Source organism: Sulfitobacter noctilucae (genome assembly GCF_000622365.1).
Classification (GTDB): domain Bacteria; phylum Pseudomonadota; class Alphaproteobacteria; order Rhodobacterales; family Rhodobacteraceae; genus Sulfitobacter; species Sulfitobacter noctilucae.
Map to the genome: position 1 here is coordinate 30,165 of NZ_JASC01000014.1, position 23,351 is coordinate 53,515.

Genomic DNA, 23,351 nt, shown 5'->3' on the forward strand with positions numbered 1-23,351 from the left:
GTTAATAGTGAGGCGGCCGTTCGTCGCCGACCACAACACCACCGCTCTGTGACGCTTCCCGTTCGCCTTCGCGCTGCATCAGCATGTGCACGCGGCGGTTCAGGGTAACGATCTCCTCGGCCTGCCGCGCGACGATCTCGCTCAGGTCATCCACGGTGCGCGTCAGATGCGCAATCTGTTCTTCAAGCTGTTCCATGGGCGCGGCCCTAGCATGGACAGGCCCTCAAGCCTAGCCATAGCTTGCCCGTCCCTGCCGCATAAGCTAGACGCGCAATCAGACCAGACCCTGCTGCGTAAGGACCATCATGGCCAAGCCCAAAAAGACCCCCCGCCCCAAGGCAGAAACGCCAAAAGGCTTCCGCGATTATTTCGGGGCCGAGGTGACACAGCGCACCGAAATGCTGCGCAAGATTGCCGCTGTCTATCACCGCTACGGGTTTGATGCGCTTGAGTCGTCGGGCGTTGAGACGGTTGAGGCGCTGGGCAAGTTCCTGCCCGATGTCGACCGCCCGAACGAGGGTGTGTTTGCGTGGCAGGAAGACGCTGATCTGGAAAAGCCCGGCGATTGGCTGGCCTTGCGATACGACCTGACGGCCCCCTTGGCGCGGGTCTATGCGCAGCACCAGAATGATCTGCCCAAACCTTACCGCCGCTATGCGATGGGCCCCGTGTGGCGGAACGAAAAGCCCGGACCGGGGCGTTTTCGCCAGTTTTACCAGTGCGATGCGGATACGGTCGGCGCGTCCAGCGTGGCGGCGGATGCCGAGATTTGCGCAATGCTGGCAGATTGTTTGGAAGAGGTCGGGATCGAGCGCGGCGACTACATCGTGCGGGTCAACAACCGCAAGGTGTTGAACGGCGTGATGGAGGTTGCCGGTCTGGCCGGTGATGACAAGGAAGCCGAACGGGGGATCGTGCTGCGCGCGATTGATAAGCTGGATCGGCTCGGGCCGGACGGTGTTCGGGCGCTTTTGGGGGAAGGGCGCAAGGACGAGAGTGGGGATTTTACGGAAGGTGCGGGGCTGAGTGAGACGCAAATAGAGAAAATAATGAGTTTTGCTACAGTCAATGAGCACATTAGCTTTGTCTTAGAGCGACAGGAAGTACCCGAAAGCGTTGCAGTAAGATTTCCTGGCCTTGCGCAAGCTGCGATTGGTGCCGGATCACTTAAAGACGGTCGCCCAAGCATCGAAGGGCGTGGCAACGAACAATCTGGAAAGCTCTGGAATGTTGCGGCCATTAGAGCGCTTTCAACACTCGTAGCGGGCTCGGAAGATGGTGAAGCTGGTTTAAACGAGCTACTCACGATCGTGGATCTTCTAGAGCCGTTGGGCTATGGCCCCGACCGCATCGTCATCGACCCCTCCGTCGTGCGCGGCCTTGGCTACTACACCGGTCCAGTCTTCGAGGCCGAACTCACCTTTGAAATCAAAGACGAAAAAGGCCGCACCCGCAACTTCGGCTCTGTCGCGGGCGGGGGGCGCTATGACGATCTCGTCAAGCGCTTCACCGGACAGGAAGTGCCGGCCACCGGCGTTTCCATCGGCGTGGACCGGCTGCTGGCAGCGCTCGACGCCAAGGGTCGCCTCGACAAAACGGCGGACGGTCCCGTGGTCGTCACGGTCATGGATAAATCGCGCATGGCGGACTACCAAAAAATGGTTGCCGACTTGCGGCAGGCGGGTATCCGCGCCGAAGTATACCTCGGCAATCCCAAGAACTTCGGCAACCAGTTGAAATACGCGGACAAGCGCGGCTCTCCTGTTGCCGTGATCGCGGGCGAGGATGAGTTCCAGAACGAAAAGGTCCAGATCAAGGACCTGATCCTGGGGGCCCAAATTGCGGAAAACGCGACGCTGGAAGAATGGCAGGCGCGAGAGAACCAGTATGAGGTGGATCGCGGCGATCTGGTAAGCGAAGTCGCAAAGATCATACAAAGGCAGGCCTGATGCCCACTCGTTCGCAAACACTGGCGAAGGCCAATGCCCTGCGCGGCATGTTTGAAACGCAAGGCGCGGTTCTGGTCGAGCCGCCGATCCTGCAACCGGCAGGCACGCTGCTCGACCTTTATGGCGAGGATATCCGCGCGCGGGCTTATGTGACCTCGGATGCGCTGCGCGGGGAACAAATGTTGCGGCCTGATTTTACCGTGCCGGTGGTGCAGATGCATATGGCAGATGGCGCGGAACCTGCGCGATATACCTACGCGGGCGAGGTGTTTCGCCGGCAGGAACACGACCCTGACCGCGCCAATGAATATGTGCAGGTGGGCTACGAGGTCTTTGACCGCACCGACCCAGCAGGCGCGGATGCCGAAGTCTTTGCCCTGATTGCAAGCGCGCTGGACGGATTGCCCGTCACTCCTGTCACTGGAGACATCGGTGTGCTGATGGCTGCCGTGGACGGATTGCAAACCACCCAACGGCGCAAAGCTGCGTTGATGCGCCACATTTGGCGCCCGCGGCGGTTTCGACAGATGCTGCATCGCTTTGCGGGTCAAACACCGATACCCGCAACGCGCGCGGCTTTGTTGGCCGGCGACGTCATAACGGATGCGCCCTTAATCGGATTGCGCAGCGCGGCAGAGATCGGCGCACGGGTGCAGGCCCTGCATGATGATGCCGCCGCACCGCCGATCACCGGCGATGAGGTCGACTTGATCGAGGCGCTGCTTGGCCTGCGCGAAACCCTGCCGTTTGCTTTGACCCGGTTACATGATCTGGCGATGGACCTGCCCGCGATCTCAAGTGCTGTGGCGCGTATCGATGCGCGGGCGCAGGCATTGGCGGCGCGGGGCGTGGCGATTGACCAGCTTATGTTCGATGCCAGCTACGGGCGGTCGCAAATGGAATATTACGACGGTTTCGTCTTTGGCTTCCGCGCAGAGGGGCGGCCCGATCTACCCTCTATTGCGGGCGGTGGGCGCTATGATGCGCTGACACGGCGGCTGGGGCAGGGGGCCGAAATTCCTGCCGTGGGCGGCGTGATGCGCCCCGGTCTGATGCTCGAACTGGAGGCGGCGCGATGACGCTCAAGCTGGGTGTGCCCTCCAAAGGGCGGCTGATGGAAAAGACATTCGACTGGTTTGCGGCCCGTGGCATCACGTTGGAGCGGACCGGATCGGAACGCGAATATGCAGGCCGGGTCGAGGGGATAGAGGGCATCGGCCTGATGCTCTTGTCCGCGGGAGAAGTGCCACGCGAATTGGCGGCAGGGAACATTCACCTTGGCGTCACGGGCACCGATCTGGTGCAGGAAAAACTTGCGCTCTGGGATCAGCAGGTGGAGCCGCTGGCAGAACTCGGGTTTGGTCACGCAGACCTCATCCTGGCGGTGCCGCAGGCGTGGATCGACGTTGATACGCTGGATGATCTGGATGCAGCGGCGGCAGCTTTCCGTGAAAAACACGGGTTCCGCATGCGCATCGCCACAAAATACCACCGGCTGGTGCGCGACCACCTGCGCACCCACGGCGTGGCCGATTATGCGCTGGTCGACAGTCAGGGGGCCACCGAAGGCACCGTAGCCAACGAAACCGCCGAAGCCGTGGCCGACATCACCTCAAGCGGACAGACGTTGCGGGCGAACCATCTGAAACAACTCAGCGATGAACCGATCCTCCAATCACAAGCGACGCTGTGGCGCAGTCGCGTAGCTGAAATGGACAGCGGCGATGAGCAGGCGCTGAATGCGCTGCTCGCCCGGCTCTAGAGGACCCCGATCTCGGCCAGAGCGCGGTTCAGCTCGCTGGGGAGTGCAGCTTCGTTCTCGCGCCCTTTGGGCAGGTCCATTGGCGCATCGGTCGGATCAAGGTAGCGCCAGCCCTGAAACGGGCGCTTCAGCGACGGGGTCACGCGAATGATCTCTGGATCGAGCACAAAGCCGCATCGCCGGATGCCGTCCTTCCCGATCTTCTCGTCAAATCGCAGCACCTTTTGCCGCGCCTGTATCTCGCCCTTGATCACCCAATAGATCGATCCGCCGTTCAATACCTCGGCCTCGCGCTTGGGCCACATGCGGGTAATATGGTAGTACAAGCCATCCGCCACCTGCCGCGACCGGTGCTTCTGCCAGTGCTGTAAATCCTCAATACTGTCCGTGCCGACGCTGAGTTTCACCAGATTGACGTATTTGCTCATTTCTTACCCACAGATATATCCACAGACTCACCCCTGAGCCACGACATAAGGTAGTCGATTGGTCGCAGTAATCAAACTGTGGTGGTTTACCGCAGGATCGGTTACTTTGACTTTCCCCATTGATCAAAGGATTCGTCATGTCCCGCTTTGCCGCCCCCATCGCTGAACAAATCTGGGATATGAAATATAGGTTTAAAGAGGCCGATGGCACACCCTGCGATGTAACGGTCGAAGACACCTGGCGTCGCATTGCCCGCGATCTGGCGCAGGTCGAAGGCGAACCTGACGTTTGGGAAGACAAATTCTACGCGGCGCTTGAGGATTTTAAGTATCTGCCTGCAGGCCGTATCACCGCCGGTGCGGGCACCGCGCGTCGGGTGACCCTGTTCAACTGCTTCGTGATGGGCACGGTCCCCGACAGCATGGGCGGCATCTTTGACATGCTCAAAGAAGCGGCTCTGACCATGCAGCAGGGCGGGGGCATCGGTTATGATTTCTCCACCATCCGGCCCAAGGGTGCCGATGTGCTGGGCGTGTCCGCAGATGCGTCCGGCCCGCTGTCCTTTATGGATGTTTGGGATGCGATGTGCCGCACGATCATGTCCGCAGGCTCGCGCCGTGGCGCGATGATGGCGACCATGCGCTGCGACCACCCGGATGTGGAAGACTTCATCGCCGCCAAACAAGACCCCGTTCGCCTGCGCATGTTCAACATGTCGGTGCTGATCACCGATCCGTTTATGGACGCAGTCAAGGCGGATGGCTCCTGGGATCTGGTGTTCGACGGCAAGGTCTACCGCACCGTGCAGGCCCGCGACCTGTGGAACACCATCATGCAGGCGACCTACAGCTACGCCGAGCCGGGGGTGATCTTCATTGACCGGATCAATGCGGCAAACAACCTGAGCTATTGCGAGACCATCGCGGCCACGAACCCTTGTGGCGAACAGCCCCTGCCGCCCTACGGTGCCTGCCTTCTGGGGTCGATCAACATGGCGCGGATGGTCGCTGATCCGTTTGAGGACAGCGCAAAGCTGGATGAGACCGCCCTGCAAGAGCTGGTCGCCACCGCCGTGCGCATGATGGACAACGTGGTCGACGTGTCGAAATTCCCGCTGCCCGAACAAGAGCGCGAAGCACAAGCCAAGCGCCGGATCGGGCTTGGCGTCACCGGTCTGGCGGACGCTTTGTTGATGGTCGGTTTGCGTTACGGCTCTGATGAAGCCGCTGCGCAGACGGAGACATGGATGAAAGCTATTGCTCGCGCGGCCTATCTGGCTTCTGTCGAACTTGCCAAAGAAAAAGGGGCCTTCCCGCTGTTTGACGCCGATGCCTATCTTGCATCCGGCACCATGACGCAAATGGACGACGACGTGCGCGATGCGATCCGTACCCACGGCATCCGCAATGCGCTGCTGACCTCCATCGCGCCCACCGGCACGATCAGCCTATATGCGGGTAACGTGAGTTCGGGAATCGAGCCGGTCTTTGCCTACGCCTACACCCGCAAGGTCCTGCAAAAAGACGGCACCCGCACCGAAGAGGAAGTCGTCGATTACGCCGTGCAATTGTGGCGCGAGCTGAAGGGCGACGCGCCTTTGCCCGACTATTTTGTCAACGCCCAGACATTGCCCCCGCTGGAGCACGTCAAGATGCAGGCAGCCGCGCAAAAGTGGGTCGATTCAAGCATTTCCAAAACGATCAACTGCCCCGAAGACATCAGCTTTGATGCATTCAAAGAGGTGTACATGGAGGCCTGGGACACCGGCTGCAAAGGCTGCACAACCTACCGGCCAAACGATGTGACCGGCAGCGTGTTGAGCGTGTCTGAGGACACCAAGGCGGACAAGCCCTTGCCGGTGCAGGAAGGCGGCGAAGTGGTCTATATGTCCGAGCCGCTGGACCGTCCCGAAGAGCTGGAAGGCAACACCTACAAGGTCAAATGGCCCGACAGTGAACACGCAATCTATATCACGATCAACGACATCGTGCTGAACGGCCACCGCCGGCCTTTCGAGGTGTTTATCAACTCCAAGAATATGGAGCACTTTGCCTGGACCGTGGCGCTGACGCGGATGGTATCCGCTGTCTTCCGGCGCGGCGGAGATGTGTCATTCGTGGTGGAAGAACTGAAAGCCGTCTTCGACCCCCGCGGCGGCGCTTGGATGGGCGGCAAATACATCCCCTCCATCCTCGCCGCAATCGGCGGTGTGATTGAACAACACATGATCTCCACCGGGTTCATCGCGGGCGAGGGCATGGGGCTGAAATCTGATCCGCAAGCCAAGGTCGTGGGATTGGACGCGCCGCGTGGCAAAGCCTGTTCCAGCTGCGGTCAATACGATCTGCGCATGGTCGAAGGCTGCATGACTTGCGGCTCTTGCGGACATTCGAAATGCGGGTGAGTTGAGCAGAGGGGGATTGAGCCCTGTGTGGGACACACCATAACATGTCCATTATGTAGGGTTTCTTGTCCATTACGACACATGATTAATGACCACTGGCAACAAGAGCTGTCAGTGGTTTCTTTTTTAACAATGACTTAAGTTGGTTCAACGTCGTAGGGTGCGATGGCTTCCTTTGTCCCGTTGGTGAGACGGGGCTTGCGTTGACGTAGACGCTTGTTTGTTCTCTATAAGTTCCAGGGCTCCGGAGCCTTTCATATCAAACCCAATGTCGGACCATGGGTCAGGCAACCGGTGCATAGCAAAGCTGTGTGCTGGGATCTGAAAGGAATCCGTTATGCTTAAATCAAACATCCCGGTTGCGAACATTCGCTTCTTCGACGACGACCCCCACGGTTGCCCATCTTGAGAGGAGGTTCTCCCGATTTCTGAGAGGGTTTCGCGAGCGGCGATGCGTTGCCCGGCAGATTGTAAGAGTTGCTGAAGGTGGACCGAAGGAGAACTTAGACCTCTACGGGAACTCTCTTTCAACGCAAGATAAGGTCAAGATCGAGAGGCGCGGTTTAAGATATGTTGAACGGCAGGAAGCGGCGACAGGTTCACATTGCAACAATGGCCACAAAGAACATATACAGTCTTCACCAAGGGCAGGCATTTCTCGATAAGTTACTCCACGACGCGAAGTAACTGCTGCAGGCGCTGCACGGATGGCAACATATCCCAGTATTATAGAAGGGCTAAAAACCGGTCTGAACTAGCACACGACCTCTATCCAGCAGCCCCAATCTATACGATCATTCACATCGGCGCGCCCGACGCCCCCACGACTGCCGACCGGCAAGTGGGAGGTCGCAGTCTAGAGCGCGGTAGATGGCGACGCGCACATACCCCTGCCTACTTCGGAAACCAGTGCTGCGTCCTGTTGGCGAAGGCAACGAGCGAGAGCATCACCGGTACTTCCACCAGAACACCGACAACGGTTGCGAGAGCCGCACCGGAGCCCAGCCCGAAGAGGCTGATGGCGACGGCGACCGCCAGTTCGAAAAAATTAGATGTGCCGATCATGGCGCAAGGGGCTGCGACGTTGAACGGGATGCCCCATGCCCGGGCCGCGCCATAGGCCAAGAAGAAGATACCGTAGGACTGGATCAGCAGCGGCACCGCGATCAAGGCGATGATCAGCGGGCGGTCCAGAATGACCTCGCCCTGAAAGCCGAACAGCAGCACGACTGTCAGGAGCAGCCCGAGGATCGAGAACGGCTGCACGCGGGCTTTGAAAGCATCTACCGCCGCCTCGCCGGCCTTTGCGACAAGCCTCCGGCGCGTGGCATAACCGGCGACCAGCGGCAGCAAGACGTAAAGGCCGACGGAGAGGAGCAGCGTATCCCAGGGCACGGTGATGTCGGTCACGCCCAGCAGGAAGGCCACGATGGGTGCGAAGGCAAAGACCATGATCACATCGTTCACGCTGACCTGTACCAACGTGTAGGTTGCATCGCCGCGGGTGAGGTTCGACCAGACGAATACCATCGCAGTGCAAGGTGCCGCGCCCAGCAGGATCACCCCCGCGAGGTAGGCTTGCGCATCGTCCGGCGGAATAAGACCTGCGAAGACATACTCGAAAAACAATACCCCGAGTGCGGCCATCGTAAAGGGTTTGATCAGCCAGTTCACCACCAGCGTCACGACCAGCCCCTTCGGTTTGTCGCCGACCTGCTTTAACGATCCGAAATCCACGCCGACCATCATCGGATAGACCATCGCCCAGATCAGCACCGCAACCGGCAGGTTCACTGAGGCGACCTGCAGCGAGGCCAAAATGGAGAAGAGACCCGGAAAGAAGTTGCCCAGCAGCATTCCCGTGCCAATGGCGAGTGCCACCCAAACGGAAAGCCAGCGCTCAAAAACTCCCAGTCCCGCCGCAGCGGGAAGCGTTGTGTCGGTCATTTCGGGTGGGTATCCATTCTAGTTGTTTTTCGCATCAACACGCGCAGGAAAGCTCATCGATGACGGGTTGGCAAAGTTCAGGACGTCCGCCGCAGCAATCTTCCAAAAGAAAGGCCAACAGCCCGCGCACTCCGTCCATATTGGCGAAGTAGCGGATGCTACGACCCTCCCGCGCGCTCCGGATCAGGTCTGCACGTGACAGAATGCTCAGGTTGGTCGACATTGTATTTTGCCGAACCCCGAGCGTGTCGCCTATGTCGCCTGCCGTCAATCCGGCCTCGCCAGCCTTTATCAGCAGGCGGAATGCTTCGAGCCGGGTGGACTGGCTGAGTGCAGCGAAAGCGTCGAGAGCGGTTATTTCATCCATATATCTGGAAGTATTGATGTGTTTGATTGGAGTCAAACAGTTTTGAGAAAGCCGGGTTGCTTTGCCCATTCTTCTAGTCACTTAGAAGGTGTGTTCAGCAGTTCTCGAAAGTCTCACCGATATTTCAGCGGGCAGTCATAGCAGATATTGGTGCGATGCAAGCTACCGGCACATCTGGCTAGGTTCCCTTGGTGCGTTGACCTGAAGACCTTCTTGCGACTTAAAGGCTCCGGAAACCGGGCAAGAACGAAGCATCGTCGCCCATTGAGTAAGGTGAACCAATATGGCGGATCTCGGCGTGAAGTTCGGAAAAGACGTAAGGATCATTGTGACCGGCGGCACCCTTGATAAGGTGCACGACGTCCAGACAGAGGGTTTGGCGTTTTCATCTGATGGGACGACCCATCTGCCAGAAATGTTGAAGATCGGGCGCTGCTACTTTCCGGCTGTGCAGCTTTTGATGCTGAAAGACAGTTTGTACTTTGACGATGCCGATCGGGATGCGATTGCGGCTGCCGTCGCGGGGGCGGACGAGCAGGCAATCGTCATTACACATGGGACCGGAACCATGGGAGAAACCGCCCGGTTTCTGGCAGACCATGTCGGCGAAAAAACGGTCGTTCTGACGGGCGCGATGCGGCCTTTCTCGCTGTCGTCGTCAGACGGCGAATTCAATTTGGGCAGTGCAATCGTTGCCGCGCAATTGCTGGAAGCGGGGGTTTGGGGTGCCATGAACGGGCGCGTTTTTCCGGCAACTCAATTGAACAAGAACGTGGAACAGGGCAGGTTCGATGCCTAGGCAACCGCAGCTTTAAAACCATCCACAGGCACGAAAGACGCGCAATGAATTTCACCATCGGTATTGGCCCGAACATCCGTAAATCCGCTTACTTCGATGCAACCCTGCGCGACGGGGTCAGGGGGTTTTCGGTCTACAACCACATGTATATCCCTTCCCATTTTGGCGATCCGGAAGGGGAGTATGACCTGCTCATGACCGGCGTCGCCATGTGGGATGTGGCAGCCCAGCGGCAGGTGCAACTGGCGGGGCCTGACGCAGACAAATTGGCGCAATATCTGACGCCCCGCGATCTGAGCAAGACAAAGGTAGGGCAAGGCCGCTATGTTACTCTGTGTGATCACGACGGTTGGCTGATCAATGATCCGGTCCTGTTGAAGCTGTCCGAAAAGCGTTTCTGGCTGTCGGTTGCAGACAGCGACATTCACCTCTGGGCGACGGCGCTTGGCCGTGAAAAGGGCTGGGATGTCGAGGTGAGCGAGCCGGACGTGTCACCGCTTGCGATACAGGGGCCGAAAGCAGTGGAAGTCGCTGCGGCCCTGTTCGGAGATCGTGTCAGAGAGTTCCGCTATTTCGGGTTTGAGGAAACCGACCTTGACGGTATTCCGCTGGTGCTTGCCCGGTCGGGGTGGTCCAAACAGGGAGGCTACGAGCTTTACCTGATGGATCATACGCGCGGGTCCGAGTTGTGGGACAAGGTCAAACAGGCGGGGGCGGCGTATGGGATTGGTCCCGGCGCGCCAAACGATACGGAACGACTGGAAAGCGGTCTGATCTCATATGGCGCGGATATGCGCTGGCAAACGCATCCGGCCACGCCATTCGAGATGGGACTCGGCGGGATGGTCGATCTTGAGGCAGGCCATGAGTTTGTTGGGCGAGCGGCTTTGTCAGAACTGGCCAAAAATCCTCCATCAAGGGTTCGGGTCGGAGTGGTTATTGATGGCAATCCACCAATTCCGGGTGCACCCGTGCAGATGAAGCTTAATGCTGATGAGATTGGCTTTGTCAGCGAAGTCGCGGTGTCAAAGCGGTTGGGCAAAACTATCGGGATCGGATTGATCCGGGCTGAATTGGCTGAAGAGGCTGAAGGCCTGCAGGTTCTTATTGATGGAATTGCATACCCTGCGCATCTGCATGCCATCCCATTTGTAAAGTAAATCGCTAAAGTCAGAGCAATCGACAGAGCAGGGAACGCTGGGGCAGAGGATAGGGGGGGCGAAGATGACCGATAGTGCGAACAACTTTGACTATATTGTGATCGGTGCTGGATCGGCAGGGTGCCTGATGGCGAACCGGCTCAGCGCGGATCCGAAGAACCGCGTCTTGCTGCTGGAGGCAGGCAAGCCCGACAATTACCACTGGCTCCACATTCCTGTCGGGTACCTCTATTGCATCGGCAACCCGCGTGCGGACTGGATGTACAAGACGCAGGCCGCCAAGGGGTTGAACGGGCGCAGCCTGCTGTATCCACGTGGCAAAACGCTGGGCGGCTGTTCGTCGATCAATGGCATGATCTACATGCGCGGTCAGGCCCGGGACTACGACAACTGGGCCAGGCTGACCGGCGATGAGGACTGGAACTGGGAAAACTCCCTGTCCGATTTTATGGCGCATGAGGACCACTATAAACTGGATGACGGTGCAGACCCTGCGACCGGCGACAACAGCCGCTTTTCAGATATGCACGGCACGGGCGGTGAGTGGCGCATCGAAAAGCAACGTTTGCGCTGGGATGTGCTGGACAGCTTTGCCGATGCGGCGGTCGAAGCGGGTATCGAGAAAACTGATGATTTCAATTCGGGCGACAACGCGGGCGTTGGGTATTTCGATGTGAACCAGCGGTCCGGTTGGCGGTGGAATACATCGAAAGCGTTTCTGCGTCCGGCCAAGAAACGCGAGAACCTGACAGTCTGGACCGAAGCGCAGGTTGAGAAGTTGACGTTCGATAGGGATGCAAACGGCGCGTTGCACTGCACCGGCGCTGTCGTGAACCGCGCAGGTGCCTCGATCACCGTCACTGCAGGGAACGAAGTAGTCCTGTCCGCAGGAGCCGTGAACTCGCCGGCAATCTTGCAATTGTCGGGCATCGGGCCTGCTGCACTCTTGAAAGAACACGGGGTCGAGGTTGTCAAAGACGCCCCGTATGTAGGCGAAAACCTTCAGGACCATTTGCAGATTCGCACGGTCTACAAGGTGAAGGGAACCAAGACACTCAACACTCTGGCAGGGTCGCTGTTCGGCAAGGCAATCATCGGCCTCGAGTATATGTTCAAACGCTCCGGCCCGATGAGCATGTCGCCCAGCCAACTAGGTGCCTTCACGCGGTCGTCTCCTGACCGGGCCCATCCTAATCTGCAATACCATGTGCAGCCGCTCAGCCTGGAGGCCTTCGGCGAAGACTTGCATGACTTCCCGGCGATGACAGTCTCTGTGTGCAACCTGAACCCCACCAGCCGCGGTCACATTCGCATCGCGTCGTCCAATTTCCGCGATGCGCCGGAAATCTCGCCGAACTATCTGGACACGGAGGAGGACCGTAAGGTCGCGGCTGAAAGCCTCCGTCAGGTCAGAGAAATCATGTCCCGGTCCGCGATGAAGGCCTATGCACCAGAAGAACACAAGCCCGGCATCCAGTACCAGACCGACGAAGAGCTGGCCAAGCTCGCAGGCGACATTGCCAGTACGATCTTCCACCCCGTTGGCACTGTCAAAATGGGCCAGGATGATGACGCAACAGCCGTTCTGGATTCGCATCTGCGGATGAAAGGGGTAAAGGGGTTGAGGGTGGTGGATGCTTCCGTGATGCCTGAAATCACCAGCGGAAACACCAACTCTCCGACAATCATGATTGCTGAAAAAGCGGCAGGTTGGATACTGGCGGGCCAGTAAATTAGGTCGGCCACCCGCGACGATCGCAGGTGGCCGCAGAGTTCTTAGAACGGGCTGTCAGGATAGTAGAAGTCCATCGCGTTCTCTTGTGTCACCAGCACGGAGCCGATCACAAAGCTGCCGGACACCGGCGCGTTGGATGTGAGGCCAACGGCCGTCAGCTCAATCGCTGTGGCAATCATCGAGGGCGGGTAGGTGACATTTGCAGGGATCATCGCGTCGCCATCGGCGGTTCGCTTGATCATTTCCTTCATGCCTGCGCCGCCCAGTACGAATTTCACGTCATCGCGGCCAGCGGCTTCGATGGCGGCCAATACACCAATGGCCATGTCATCATCCGATGCCCACACCGCGTCGATGCTAGGGTATTTCGACAAGAAATCCTGCATCACGGTAAAGCTGTCATCACGATTCCAGTTGCCGTGCTCCATATCCAGAACGTTGATGCCGGACCCTTCGATGGCTGCGGTGAAGGCGTCGACGCGTTCATTGTCGATGGTGGTCGGAATGCCGCGGAAGACGACAATATCGCCGCCCTCCGGCATCTTGGACGTCATATAGTTGCCGGAAACCGTGCCAAAACCGGTGTTGTCTCCTGCCACATAGAGGTCTTCGATGCCTTCAACGGACAGACCACGGTCCACGACTGTGACCCAGGCACCGCTGTCAGACACGGCCTGAACGGGCGGAGTCAGAGGGTCGGATTCGAAGGGCAGAACCACCAGCGCGTCGATGTTGCGTGTGGCGACCATGTCTTCGATGTCATTGACCTGTTTGCCCGGATCAGAGGCAGTGGCCAGAACAAAATCAAGACCGGGATAGACATCTTCCAGACGCTTGACGGTCTCGGCTGCATGAAAGTTCATGCCACCGGCCCAGCCATGTGTCGCGGCGGGAATGGACACGCCGATCACTTTGACGTCGTCGTCTGCAAATGCAGCGGTGCTGACAGCTGTCGCCAGTGCCGCTGCGATAAACGTTTTTGTATATTTCATGTTTGCTCCTCCCATGAAGCGGTTGCGCGCGGCTTAACCTGCCGGCTTGCGTTCGCGCTGTAGGATCACAGCGAGAATGATGATGACGCCCTGGATCGCACCATTCAGATAGGGCGAGACAAAGTCGGTCAGATTGAGAATATTGCCGATCAGGCTGAGGATCAGCACGCCGATGACGGTGCCCCAGACACGGCCGAAGCCACCTTTGAGCACCGTGCCACCGATGATTACGGCTGCGATGGCTTCAAGCTCCCATAGCACGCCTGTCGATGCGGAGGCCGACCCAAGGCGGGGGACGTACATGATCGTCGCGATGCCAACCAGGATACCCAGTGCCGCATAAGAGATAAGGCGCGTGCGGCGAACATTTACGTTGGAATAATGCGCTACATGCTCGTTTGATCCGGTTGCCGCGCAATGACGGCCATAAGCAGTGCGAGACATGATGATCTCGCCGATAATCACGACGACGGCAAAGACGATAATCGGCCAGCTGATCCCGAGAATCCCGTCAAAGTAGACAGGCCGGTAGAAGGAGCGCAGGCCAAAATCCAGAGACAGCGTGCCGCCGTCCGCCAGCCATGTCACCAGTGAACGGTAAATGCCCATAGAGCCAAGGGTCACGATAAACGCCTCAATCCCCAGTGTTGTGATCAAGAACCCGTTGAGCAGCCCCGCCAACATCCCCGCAGCAATCGCCGTTAGCATGCCGAGCAGAATGATAGGGATGCCGATACCCATGCTGGGCAGGGCCGCATTCATCACTAGGATCATCAACCCAGCGATAAAGGCAGCCATCGAGCCCACCGACAAATCAAGCCCGCCTGCGGTAATCACAAATGTCATGCCCACCGCGATGATCCCGATAAAGGCGGAGCGCGCCAGCACGTTGGTAATGTTGGCCGCACTGAGGAAGTTGGCGTTGAGCATTGTGCCGATCAGCAAAAGCACCAAGAGCGCAATGATCGGGCCAAGCACCGACATGGAAGGCATTCGAAACCGCGTGGGGTTTGATGTAGTCGCATCTGTCATTCTTTTGATCCTCAAGCCATCTGTGGCGCTTGTTCGGCGCGTAATCCCATCGACAGGCGCACAATCGCAGCTTCGTTTATTTCATCGCGGGCAAGCGTGCCGCTCACCTCGCCCAAGCGCATCACCATGATCCGATCTGCTAGGCCGATGAGTTCGGGCATTTCGGACGCGATGACGATGATGGCATGACCGGCGTCAGCCAGTTTGCGCAAGAACGCATAGATTTGTTGCTTCGTCCCGATGTCGATGCCGCGTGTCGGCTCATCCACGATCAACACGCGCGGCTCGGAAAGCATAACCTTGGCCAGCAGCAGCTTTTGCTGATTGCCGCCGGACATGTTGCCCACGCGCACGTCCCGCGTCCCCGCACGAATGTCGAATTCCGCGATGGCGTTCGTCAGGGCGGCTTCTTCGGCGTTACGGTCGATCATGAAATCGCCGAACTTGTGCAAATTGGCCAATGTCAGGTTGTCACTCATGCCGCGCTCCAACAACAGCCCGCGCAGTTTGCGATCTTCGGTCAAATAACACAGGCCTGCGCGCTGCGCATCGCCGGGGCGCTTGAAGTGGACAGCATCGCCAAACAAGGTGATCTGGTGCGCTGTGGAAGGGCGCAAACCTGTCAGCCCCTCCATCAGTTCGGTGCGACCCGACCCGATCAGCCCGCCAACGCCAAGGATCTCGCCTTGGCGCAGGGTAAAGGACACGCCCTTGGCAAATCCGGGAACGCTCAGGTCTTGCACATCCAGAACCACAGGTGCATCCGCCGCCACGCCGGGTTTGTTGGGGTACAAGTCAGAGACATCGCGCCCCACCATTGCGGTGGCCATGGCATCCTCATCCATCTCTGCAGTGGGGCCGGCATGTACAACATCGCCGTCCCGCATGATCGTCACACGGTCCGAAATTTCTACCACTTCATCCAGTTTGTGAGAGGTGAACAGAATGGCCGTCCCTGCCGCGCGCAGCGCCTCAACCTGTTTGAACAGCACGTCGGTTTCGCGGTTGGTCAAGACCGCCGTCGGTTCATCCATGATCAGCACCCGCGCATCCCGGGACAGCGCTTTGGCGATTTCGACCATTTGTTTTTCGGAATTGGATAGATCCGACACCAGCGTATCGGGTGCCACATCGCAAGCCACCCGCGCCAGATATTCGATACAGCGCCGGCGCATTTGCGATTTGTCCAACAACAGCCCGCGTTTTAGCTCACGACCCAGAAAAATGTTCTGTTCGACGGTCAGTTGCTCGGCCAGATTGAACTCCTGATGGATCATAACGATCCCCGCAGCCTCGCCATCCTGCAAGCTGGCGAAGTGCACAGGCTTCCCTTCAAGCTGGACTTCGCCCTGTGTCGGCGGCTGATACCCCGCCAGAATTTTCATCGTTGTGGACTTGCCCGCCCCGTTCTCGCCAATCAATGCGTGCACACTGCCTGCATGCAACGCGAAGTTCACGCTGTGCAGCACCTCGACAGGACCAAAGCTTTTGCTGACGTTGCTCAAGGCGATGATCGGGGCAGGGGTCATAGGGCCGTCCAGGCGGCGTTGTTCGCCGATGAAGAAACGCAGGCCGTGATAAAGCGCATACCGTCCATGCCCGCAGTGATCCCGGGCAGAACCCCCATGGCGCTTGCCCGATCCGCGCCGCCTTGCACTGCACGAATGGCATCGGCGGCTTCGGTATAAAGTGTGGCAAAGCCTTCGAGGTATCCTTCGGGGTGGCCGCCCGGAATACGGCTGACAGCTTGCGAAGCTTCGGTTGCGCCGGACCCGTTGCGTGTCAACAAGCGTTTCGGCTCGCCGTGGGGCGTGAACCAGAGGTAGTTCGGATCCTCCTGGTTCCATTCCAGCCCGCCTTTTTCACCGTAAATCCGCAGCTTAAGCGCATTTTCGTTGCCGGGCGCGACCTGACTGGACCACAGCATGCCGCGCGCGCCACCCTCAAAGCGCAGCATCATATGCGCGTTGTCATCAAGCGTGCGACCCGCCCCGAAGGATTGCAGATCCGCCGCAAGGCTTTCGACGCGCAACCCGCTGACAAAGCACGCCAAATTATGGGCATGGGTCCCGATATCGCCGATTGAACCGCCTGCACCGGAGCGCGCAGGGTCGGTACGCCATTCGGCCTGTTTCACCCCTTCGTTTTCCATAGGCGAGGTCAGCCAGTCCTGCGGATATTCCGCCTGAACGATGCGCACCGTTCCCAGTTCGCCCGAGGCGATCATATCCCGCGCCTGCCGGATCATCGGATAGCCGGTGTAATTGTGGGTCAATACGAACAGCGCCTTGCTGTCTGCGACGGCCTTCTCCAGATCAGCGGCATCCTCCATGGTCGAGGTCAGCGGCTTATCGCAGATCACGTGGATGCCCTGCGCCAGAAAGGCTTTGGCGGCTGCGGCATGCACATGATTGGGCGTGACGATGGAAACGGCTTCAATGCCGTCCTCGCGCGCGGCTTCCGTCGATGCCATTTCCTCAAAGCTGCCGTAAGACCGTCCAATCCCAAGCGCTTTTGCACTTTCGGCTGATTTTTCAGGGGTTGAGGACAACGCACCGGCGACCAGCTCAAACCGGTCATCAATGCGCGACGCAATGCGGTGGACGCCGCCGATAAAGGCATCATTGCCGCCACCGACCATTCCCAAACGAATACGTGCCATCAGTCGATCCCCAACATCCTGCGATTTGCAGCCTCATCCGCGCCGCCATCTGCGAAGTCGTCAAAAGCGCGTTCGGTGACGCGGATAATGTGGTCGCTGACGAACTGCGCACCTTCACGCGCGCCGTCCTCGGGATGCTTCAAACAGCATTCCCATTCGACCACGGCCCACCCGTCAAAGTCGTTGGCCGCCATTTTGGAGAACACGGCCCCGAAATCGACCTGCCCGTCGCCAAGACTGCGGAAGCGGCCTGCGCGATCAACCCAGGGCTGATAGCCGGAGTAGACGCCTTGCCGTCCTGTCGGATTAAACTCCGCATCTTTGACGTGGAACATTTTGATGCGGTCTTTGTAGATGTCGATATTGTCCAGATAATCAAGGCATTGCAGGACATAGTGGCTGGGGTCATACAGCATGTTGCAGCGTGCATGATTGTCGACGCGCTCCAGAAACATCTCGAACGTGACGCCATCGTGCAGGTCTTCGCCGGGGTGGATTTCGTAGCAGATGTTGACGTCGTTATCTTCGGCATGATCCAGAATGGGCCGCCAGCGTTTCGCCAGTTCGTCAAAGGCGGTTTCTATCAGGCCGGCAGGGCGCTGCGGCCAAGGATAGACATAAGGCCACGCCAGTGCGCCGGAAAATGACACATGGTTCTTGATGCCCATGTTGGCCGAGGCAGAGATGGCTTTCATCACCTGATCCACAGCCCATTCCTGCCGCGCCTTAGGGTTGCCATGCACGGATGGATCGGCAAATCCGTCAAAGGCTGTATCATAGGCCGGATGCACTGCGACCAACTGCCCTTGCAGGTGGGTCGACAGCTCTGTCACCTCCACGCCGTTCTCGACGGCTTTACCCTTGAATTCATCGCAATAGTCTTTGCTCGACGCGGCCTTGGCTAAGTCGATCAGGCGTGCGTCCCATGACGGCACCTGTACGCCTCTGTATCCGCAATCAGCAGCCCATTTCGTGATGCTGTCCCATGAATTGAACGGCGCTTCGTCACTGGTGAATTGCGCCAGGAAAAGTGCGGGTCCCTTGATCGTTTTCATAGTGTTCCTCCCTGTTCGCCTAAACGAAGCGATTGACGATGTTTTCGAGAATTTCTTGTCGGCCCGAGCGTGGTTGCGGATTGACATCACCCGCCTCAAGCTCTGCCGCGATACTGGCGAAATCACTCTCAAGCAGCGCTTTGCCCTGGGTGCTGTCCCACCCCGCGTAACGCTCGGCGCGCATCGCCTCTAGCGTGCCGTCTTCCAGCATTGCAACCGCGGCTTTGAACCCGCGTGCGCAGACATCCATCGCACCTGCATGGCTGGCGATCAGATCAATCGGGTCCAGCGACTGGCGCCGCAGCTTGGCATCAAAGTTGGTGCCGCCGGTGGTGAACCCGCCCGCCTTCAGAACCTCGTAATAGGCCAGCGCGACCTCGGGCACATTGTTGGGGAACTGGTCGGTGTCCCAGCCTGATTGATAGTCGTTGCGGTTCATGTCGATGGAACCGAAGATGCCCAGAGAAGAGGCCAACGCCAACTCGTGCTCAAAAGAATGGCCCGCAAGAATGGCATGACCCTGCTCGATGTTCATCTGGACTTCATCTTCCAGGCCGAATTCTTTGAGAAAGCCGTACACCGTGGCGACATCGAAATCGTATTGGTGTTTGCTGGGCTCTTGTGGTTTGGGTTCAACCAGAATGGCACCTTTGAACCCGATCTTGTGTTTGTATTCCACGGCCATCTGCAAGAACCGCCCGGCCTGCTGGCGTTCGCGCTTCAGGTCGGTGTTAAGGAGCGTTTCGTATCCTTCACGCCCGCCCCAAAGGACATAGTTTTCACCACCCAATTTGTGCGTGGCATCCATGCAGTTTTTCACAGTCGCGGCAGACCACGCGAAAATCTCTGGGTCGGGGTTGGTGGCCGCACCCGACATAAATCGGCGGTGACTGAACAGATTGGCCGTTCCCCACAGCAGCTTTGTTCCGCTGGCGTCCATCTTCTCGCCCAGATAGTCGATGATCTCTTTGAAGTTGTTCAGGCTTTCTGCAAAGCTGTCGCCTTCGGGTCGGATGTCGGCATCGTGCCAGCAGAAGTAAGGCACATTGAGTAGGTTAAACATCTCGAAGGCCACGTCCGCCTTGAGCCGTGCCAGATCCATCGTGTTGCCGAACCAAGGCCGCTGAAACGTCTCGGCACCAAACGGATCACCGCCCGGCCATGCGAACGAATGCCAATAGGCCACGGCAAAGCGCAAATGCTCTTCCATCCGCTTGCCCATGATAACCTCGTCAGGGTTGTAGTGGCGAAAGGCCAGATCCGTGCTGTCCGGTGCGTAGGCCAATGGGGAGATATCGTTGAAAAAATCGGTCATGTGTTTTGGTCTTTCATTGGCTCGTTCAGGGGATCGGCAGGGAGATTGTCCCGCACATAGATTGTTGGCGTCAGCTCCGGCATGGCGGGTGTCTCGCGTTGGTCGATCAAGGCGCGCAGCACCGCAAAGGCGCGGTTGATTTCGACATCCGGGCGTTGGTCGATCACCAGATCAATCTGACCCGCGATCAAAGCCTGCCGCGAATGGGCGACCAGTTCGTGCACAACGCAATAGGGCCGCTGCGCAGGCTTGGCGCTGATGGCAGAGATCAGACCCGAGTTGCCAGCGCCCACATTGTAAAGCGCCGTCACATCGGTTTGCTGAGCCAGCAACCGGTCGGTTTCAGCCTGCAAAATAGAAGGGTCATCTTTGGTCAGGATCGGGTCAAGTACGGTCAACTTCGGAAAGTCGGCTGCAATCACCTCGCGGAAACCTTCTAGCCGCTCCGCGTGGTCGCGGGCGTCCAAGGACCCTACGAAGGTTTGGATCGCCCCGCGCCCTCCCGCATGGGCCATGCCGGTCATGCGTGCCGCCGTGCGTCCGGCAACGACATTATCAATGCCGATATAGGCCTCTCGGAAATCTCGGGGAAGGTCGGAGACCAACCCGATTACCTTGATCCCGCGTGCGCGCAGATCAGCAAGTGGTTCTTCAATGACGTTGCTTTGAAGCCCAACGATTGCGACGCCGTCAAAGTCCTTCTGACGGAAATCAGCAATGCTATCAGACAGCCCCTCGACGGAAAACGCCGAAACCTCATAGATATCGACACTCACACTCTCAGCACTCAGGTGCGCCGCGACCTGCGTTATGTGATCGCGGATCCTGTTGAAAAAGGCGTTCGTTCCTTTGGGGATCAAGAAAGCAATACGGTACACCCGTTTGCGCGACAAATTCGCCGCCGCAACATTGCGGACATAATCAAGGCGGGTAACCGCTTCGCGCACTTTGTCGATGGACTTCTGCGCCACATTTCCGCGGTTGTTTATCACGCGGTCTGCGGTCGCATAGCTGACCCCTGCCGCCTGTGCGACATCATGCAATGTTGGATTAGACATGATCGCTCCCCCCAAAGACGAATCTCCCAATCGTCTCCTTGTCGTGCATTTGAGCGCAGAAATATGATGGACGTCAATCATTTTCTGATAGACGTCCATCATTTCGGGCGGATTCATTGCTGTTTGAAGAGCTTCGCGGTCGGGAGGGCGAGCGTGTTAATGGTCGAAGGTTAGTCTTCTGGAAGAATGTTTAGCCCTCAAAAAGACGGTTGCCGACGGAGACCGAAAGCGCTCAACCGACCTTGTTTCCTTGGCTCCAGACACCTTTGAGCAGCGGAAGTTCACCTGCCATACGCACCCGCAAGACATCGCCGCGCGAGCCTTTTGCAAGGGCACCCCGATCCTTCAAGTGGGCAGCCTTGGCCGGATTTCGCGTAACGGTGGCAACAGCGCGTGGCAGGTCGTTCCAGATACTTGCCAGGCGGAAAGCGGAAAGCAGGAGGGCCGAGGGCACATAATCAGACGAGACGATGTCCAACAGATCCGCCTTTGCCAATTCCTCTGCGGCGACATTGCCAGAGTGGGAGCCGCCCCGGATCAGGTTCGGCGCGCCCATCATCACGGCGATCCCGTGAGCGCGACAAGCCTCTGCCGCCTCGACAGTTGTCGGGAACTCGGCAAACCCGACACCATTTCGGGCGGATGTTGCAACGTGGGCGGATGTTGTATCGTCGTGGCTGGCAAGCACCGCGCCAAGACGGCCAGCTTCGGTCACCGCACCGCTTTCATGCTTGGCACCAAAGCGCTTTTGCAAGCGCAGCAGGTTCTCCACATGCTCGGCAAACTCGGCATCGTTCATACCGCGTTTTTTGCTTACGTAGGTCTTGAGCGCGGTCATGTCGCGAAACTGTCGCTGCCCCGGCGTATGGTCCATCAGACTGACGATGCCGACGCGATCGGCCGGGCCAAAGGCGGCCAGTTCTTCCAATAGCGTTTCAGAGCAAATCTCTGCCCGCAGGTGCAAAAAGTGGCTTATCTTGAAGAAACCCTGCGCGCGGGCTGCCAGCATCTCGTTGGCCAGTGTGCGGGCATAATCAACGTAACGGCCCTTTCCGCTGTGAATTGATCCCACGCGCATGGCGTCAAAGACGGTGGTGATCCCGGTCGAGGCCAGTTCCGCATCATGTGCGATGAGGGCTGGAAGATGCGGCCAGTCTACTTCCGGGCGGGGCTCCATATGACGCTCGACGTTGTCCGTATGCAGTTCGACCAGACCCGGAAGCACCAGATCACCTTGGCAATTCATGGCACCGGTCGGGATGTGATCGCCTTCCTTGATCTCGGTGATGACCCCACCTTCGATGGTGACGGACCCGGTTATGACGCGGTCTGGCAGCACAAGCTGTGCATTCGCGAGGCAGAGATCACCCAACGTATCGTCGGGTTGCGTCAAGAATGACGGTGAAAAGGGAGAATTCATGTCATACCTCAAGGCGCTATGGCAAAGTTTGTCATTATGAAACCTGCGTCAGGTGGAGCAACGCTGTGCCGCGTGCAATAGTTTCGGAGAGCGGCCCATCGTTGCAAAGGTGGATCACCTCCAACCCGTCCGGCAAAGGCTTGTCCGCCTGAGCGAGCCGTAGTGCGATCTCGGCGCTGGTCTCTCGCCCCCGGGCCGCCAAACGGTGCGCAAGTGTCTCGGGCTTTGCGGTGATATTAAGCACGATAAGCTGCGGGAAAATCCTGGCTGCGTCCGCCAAAGCCTTGCGCGAGAAATTGACCAGACAATCGGTTCCCTTGCACAGCTGGTAATTGACCGTGATCGGCACGCCGTAATGCAAGCCGTGGGCACCCCAATGCACGGCAAATGCCCCATCCGCAGCCAAAGCTTCAAACTGGGCTGGTGTTACCGCATCGAAGTCTTCTCCGCCCAGTTCAGGCGCACGGGTAATGACGCGGCGCACCAGATGAATATCCGGCATCGTCTGTGCGATACCGACCATGACACTGTCCTTGCCAACGCCAGAGGGACCAACGACCGCGATAAGACGCCCTTTGCTCATGCCGCCAGACCCGGTGTGAAGCGTCCAACGTCGATTTCGCGGTCACACACCCGCGTTCGTGCAGCTTCGTCATGGAAGATGCCGATGATCGCCGCTCCACGGGTTTTGGCCTCTTCGATCAACGAGAGCACGACCTCTCGATTGGCCGCATCAAGGCTTGCAGTGGGTTCATCAAGCAGCATAGCGGGGTAGGGATGGGCAAAGCCTTGTGCGATGTTCACGCGCTGTTGCTCACCGCCCGAAAATGTTGTCGGCGAAAGGGACCAGAGGCGTTCGGGGATGTTCAGTCGGGTAAGCAAGCCCCGCGCGCGCTCTTGCGCCTCGTCTGCTGATACGCCCAAAGTGCGCAAAGGCTCTGCCACCACATCTAATGTCGCGACGCGTGGCACCACCCGCAGGAACTGGCTGACATAGCCCAGAACCTCCCGGCGCAGAGCGATCACCTCGCGCGGTTCAGCCTGCACCATATCCACACCACCTATGCGGATTTCGCCAGCCTGCGTCAGGTAATTGCCGTAGATCATGCGCATCAACGTGGATTTACCGGCACCTGAGGCACCTGTCAGCGCCACGCATTCGCCAGCAGACACCGCAAAGGACACATCATTGATCACCTCGATGACGGCGCTGCCCTGATTGTGCAGGGTGAAGGTCTTGGAAACGTTTTTCAGTTCAATCATGG

General features: G+C 58.4%; 21 protein-coding genes. 7 read left to right on the forward strand and 14 right to left on the reverse strand.

The features are described 5' to 3' along the window. Position 1: 1 nt before the first annotated feature. Positions 2-196, reverse strand: coding sequence for a SlyX family protein (locus tag Z945_RS0110280; RefSeq protein WP_025052020.1), 195 nt, complete (start codon positions 194-196; stop codon positions 2-4). A 109-nt stretch (positions 197-305) separates the two neighbouring features. Here Z945_RS0110280 and hisS point away from each other — a divergent pair, with 109 nt between their 5' ends. From hisS to hisG, 3 genes are read left to right on the forward strand one after another with little or no spacing between them, the layout of a single operon-like run. Further along, positions 306-1,949, forward strand: coding sequence for a histidine--tRNA ligase (hisS, locus tag Z945_RS0110285; protein ID WP_025052021.1), 1,644 nt, complete (start codon positions 306-308; stop codon positions 1,947-1,949). Next, positions 1,949-3,028: an ATP phosphoribosyltransferase regulatory subunit gene (locus Z945_RS0110290; protein WP_025052022.1), complete on the forward strand. Its 1,080-nt coding sequence runs from the start codon at positions 1,949-1,951 to the stop codon at positions 3,026-3,028. Before hisS ends, Z945_RS0110290 begins: the two co-directional genes overlap by 1 nt. Next, positions 3,025-3,711 (forward strand): ATP phosphoribosyltransferase, encoded by a 687-nt coding sequence (hisG, locus tag Z945_RS0110295; RefSeq protein WP_025052023.1) that lies wholly within the window; start codon positions 3,025-3,027, stop codon positions 3,709-3,711. Before Z945_RS0110290 ends, hisG begins: the two co-directional genes overlap by 4 nt. On the opposite strand, the gene Z945_RS0110300 is transcribed toward hisG, so the two are convergent. Next, a complete protein-coding gene (locus tag Z945_RS0110300; RefSeq protein ID WP_025052024.1) occupies positions 3,708-4,139 on the reverse strand; it encodes a DUF1489 family protein in 432 nt (143 codons plus the stop codon). The genes hisG and Z945_RS0110300 overlap by 4 nt on opposite strands. Before the next feature lie 137 nt (positions 4,140-4,276). On the opposite strand from Z945_RS0110300, the gene Z945_RS0110305 reads away from it, so the two are divergent. Then, positions 4,277-6,544 carry an adenosylcobalamin-dependent ribonucleoside-diphosphate reductase gene (locus Z945_RS0110305; protein ID WP_025052025.1) on the forward strand — a complete coding sequence of 756 codons (2,268 nt, stop codon included), beginning with the start codon at positions 4,277-4,279 and terminating at the stop codon, positions 6,542-6,544. A gap of 894 nt (positions 6,545-7,438) precedes the next feature. Here Z945_RS0110305 and arsB read toward each other — a convergent pair. Both arsB and Z945_RS0110320 read right to left on the reverse strand, forming a co-directional pair. Beyond that, entirely contained in the window at positions 7,439-8,491 is a 1,053-nt protein-coding gene (gene arsB, locus Z945_RS0110315) for an ACR3 family arsenite efflux transporter (RefSeq protein WP_025052026.1), read from the reverse strand. A gap of 34 nt (positions 8,492-8,525) precedes the next feature. Beyond that, positions 8,526-8,858, reverse strand: coding sequence for an ArsR/SmtB family transcription factor (locus Z945_RS0110320; protein WP_025052027.1), 333 nt, complete (start codon positions 8,856-8,858; stop codon positions 8,526-8,528). A 283-nt stretch (positions 8,859-9,141) separates the two neighbouring features. Between Z945_RS0110320 and Z945_RS0110325 the strand changes: the two genes are divergently transcribed. The 3 genes from Z945_RS0110325 (at position 9,142) to Z945_RS0110335 (ending at position 12,549) form a co-directional block, all read left to right on the forward strand. Next, positions 9,142-9,657, forward strand: a complete 516-nt coding sequence (locus tag Z945_RS0110325; RefSeq protein WP_025052028.1) for an asparaginase domain-containing protein — start codon at positions 9,142-9,144, stop codon at positions 9,655-9,657. Between the two features lie 44 nt (positions 9,658-9,701). Next, the gene (locus tag Z945_RS0110330; RefSeq protein ID WP_025052029.1) at positions 9,702-10,817 is read left to right on the forward strand and encodes a glycine cleavage T C-terminal barrel domain-containing protein; all 1,116 of its coding nucleotides are present in this window, start codon (positions 9,702-9,704) and stop codon (positions 10,815-10,817) included. Between the two features lie 64 nt (positions 10,818-10,881). Continuing rightward, a complete protein-coding gene (locus tag Z945_RS0110335) occupies positions 10,882-12,549 on the forward strand; it encodes a GMC family oxidoreductase (protein ID WP_025052030.1) in 1,668 nt (555 codons plus the stop codon). A 44-nt stretch (positions 12,550-12,593) separates the two neighbouring features. Here Z945_RS0110335 and Z945_RS0110340 read toward each other — a convergent pair whose 3' ends face one another. The 10 genes from Z945_RS0110340 to phnL form a co-directional block, all read right to left on the reverse strand. Further along, the gene (locus Z945_RS0110340) at positions 12,594-13,544 is read right to left on the reverse strand and encodes an ABC transporter substrate-binding protein (RefSeq protein ID WP_025052031.1); all 951 of its coding nucleotides are present in this window, start codon (positions 13,542-13,544) and stop codon (positions 12,594-12,596) included. Positions 13,545-13,577: 33 nt separating this feature from the next. Next, positions 13,578-14,576 (reverse strand): ABC transporter permease, encoded by a 999-nt coding sequence (locus tag Z945_RS0110345; RefSeq protein ID WP_025052032.1) that lies wholly within the window; start codon positions 14,574-14,576, stop codon positions 13,578-13,580. An 11-nt stretch (positions 14,577-14,587) separates the two neighbouring features. Beyond that, positions 14,588-16,105: a sugar ABC transporter ATP-binding protein gene (locus tag Z945_RS0110350; protein WP_025052033.1), complete on the reverse strand. Its 1,518-nt coding sequence runs from the start codon at positions 16,103-16,105 to the stop codon at positions 14,588-14,590. Then, positions 16,102-17,238 (reverse strand): Gfo/Idh/MocA family protein, encoded by a 1,137-nt coding sequence (locus Z945_RS0110355; RefSeq protein ID WP_025052034.1) that lies wholly within the window; start codon positions 17,236-17,238, stop codon positions 16,102-16,104. The genes Z945_RS0110350 and Z945_RS0110355 overlap by 4 nt, the downstream gene beginning before the upstream one ends. Beyond that, the gene (locus Z945_RS0110360; RefSeq protein WP_025052035.1) at positions 17,238-18,293 is read right to left on the reverse strand and encodes a sugar phosphate isomerase/epimerase family protein; all 1,056 of its coding nucleotides are present in this window, start codon (positions 18,291-18,293) and stop codon (positions 17,238-17,240) included. Before Z945_RS0110360 ends, Z945_RS0110355 begins: the two co-directional genes overlap by 1 nt. A 19-nt stretch (positions 18,294-18,312) precedes the next feature. Next, on the reverse strand, positions 18,313-19,608 hold the full coding sequence (gene xylA / locus Z945_RS0110365) for a xylose isomerase (protein WP_025052036.1): 1,296 nt from the start codon (positions 19,606-19,608) through the stop codon (positions 18,313-18,315). Continuing rightward, positions 19,605-20,666, reverse strand: a complete 1,062-nt coding sequence (locus tag Z945_RS0110370; RefSeq protein ID WP_025052037.1) for a LacI family DNA-binding transcriptional regulator — start codon at positions 20,664-20,666, stop codon at positions 19,605-19,607. Before Z945_RS0110370 ends, xylA begins: the two co-directional genes overlap by 4 nt. A gap of 232 nt (positions 20,667-20,898) precedes the next feature. Continuing rightward, positions 20,899-22,086, reverse strand: a complete 1,188-nt coding sequence (locus Z945_RS0110375) for an alpha-D-ribose 1-methylphosphonate 5-triphosphate diphosphatase (protein ID WP_052862645.1) — start codon at positions 22,084-22,086, stop codon at positions 20,899-20,901. Positions 22,087-22,120: 34 nt separating this feature from the next. After that, on the reverse strand, positions 22,121-22,669 hold the full coding sequence (gene phnN, locus Z945_RS0110380; protein ID WP_025052039.1) for a phosphonate metabolism protein/1,5-bisphosphokinase (PRPP-forming) PhnN: 549 nt from the start codon (positions 22,667-22,669) through the stop codon (positions 22,121-22,123). Continuing rightward, positions 22,666-23,349 carry a phosphonate C-P lyase system protein PhnL gene (gene phnL, locus Z945_RS0110385; RefSeq protein ID WP_025052040.1) on the reverse strand — a complete coding sequence of 228 codons (684 nt, stop codon included), beginning with the start codon at positions 23,347-23,349 and terminating at the stop codon, positions 22,666-22,668. Before phnL ends, phnN begins: the two co-directional genes overlap by 4 nt. Between the last annotated feature and the right edge of the window lie 2 nt (positions 23,350-23,351).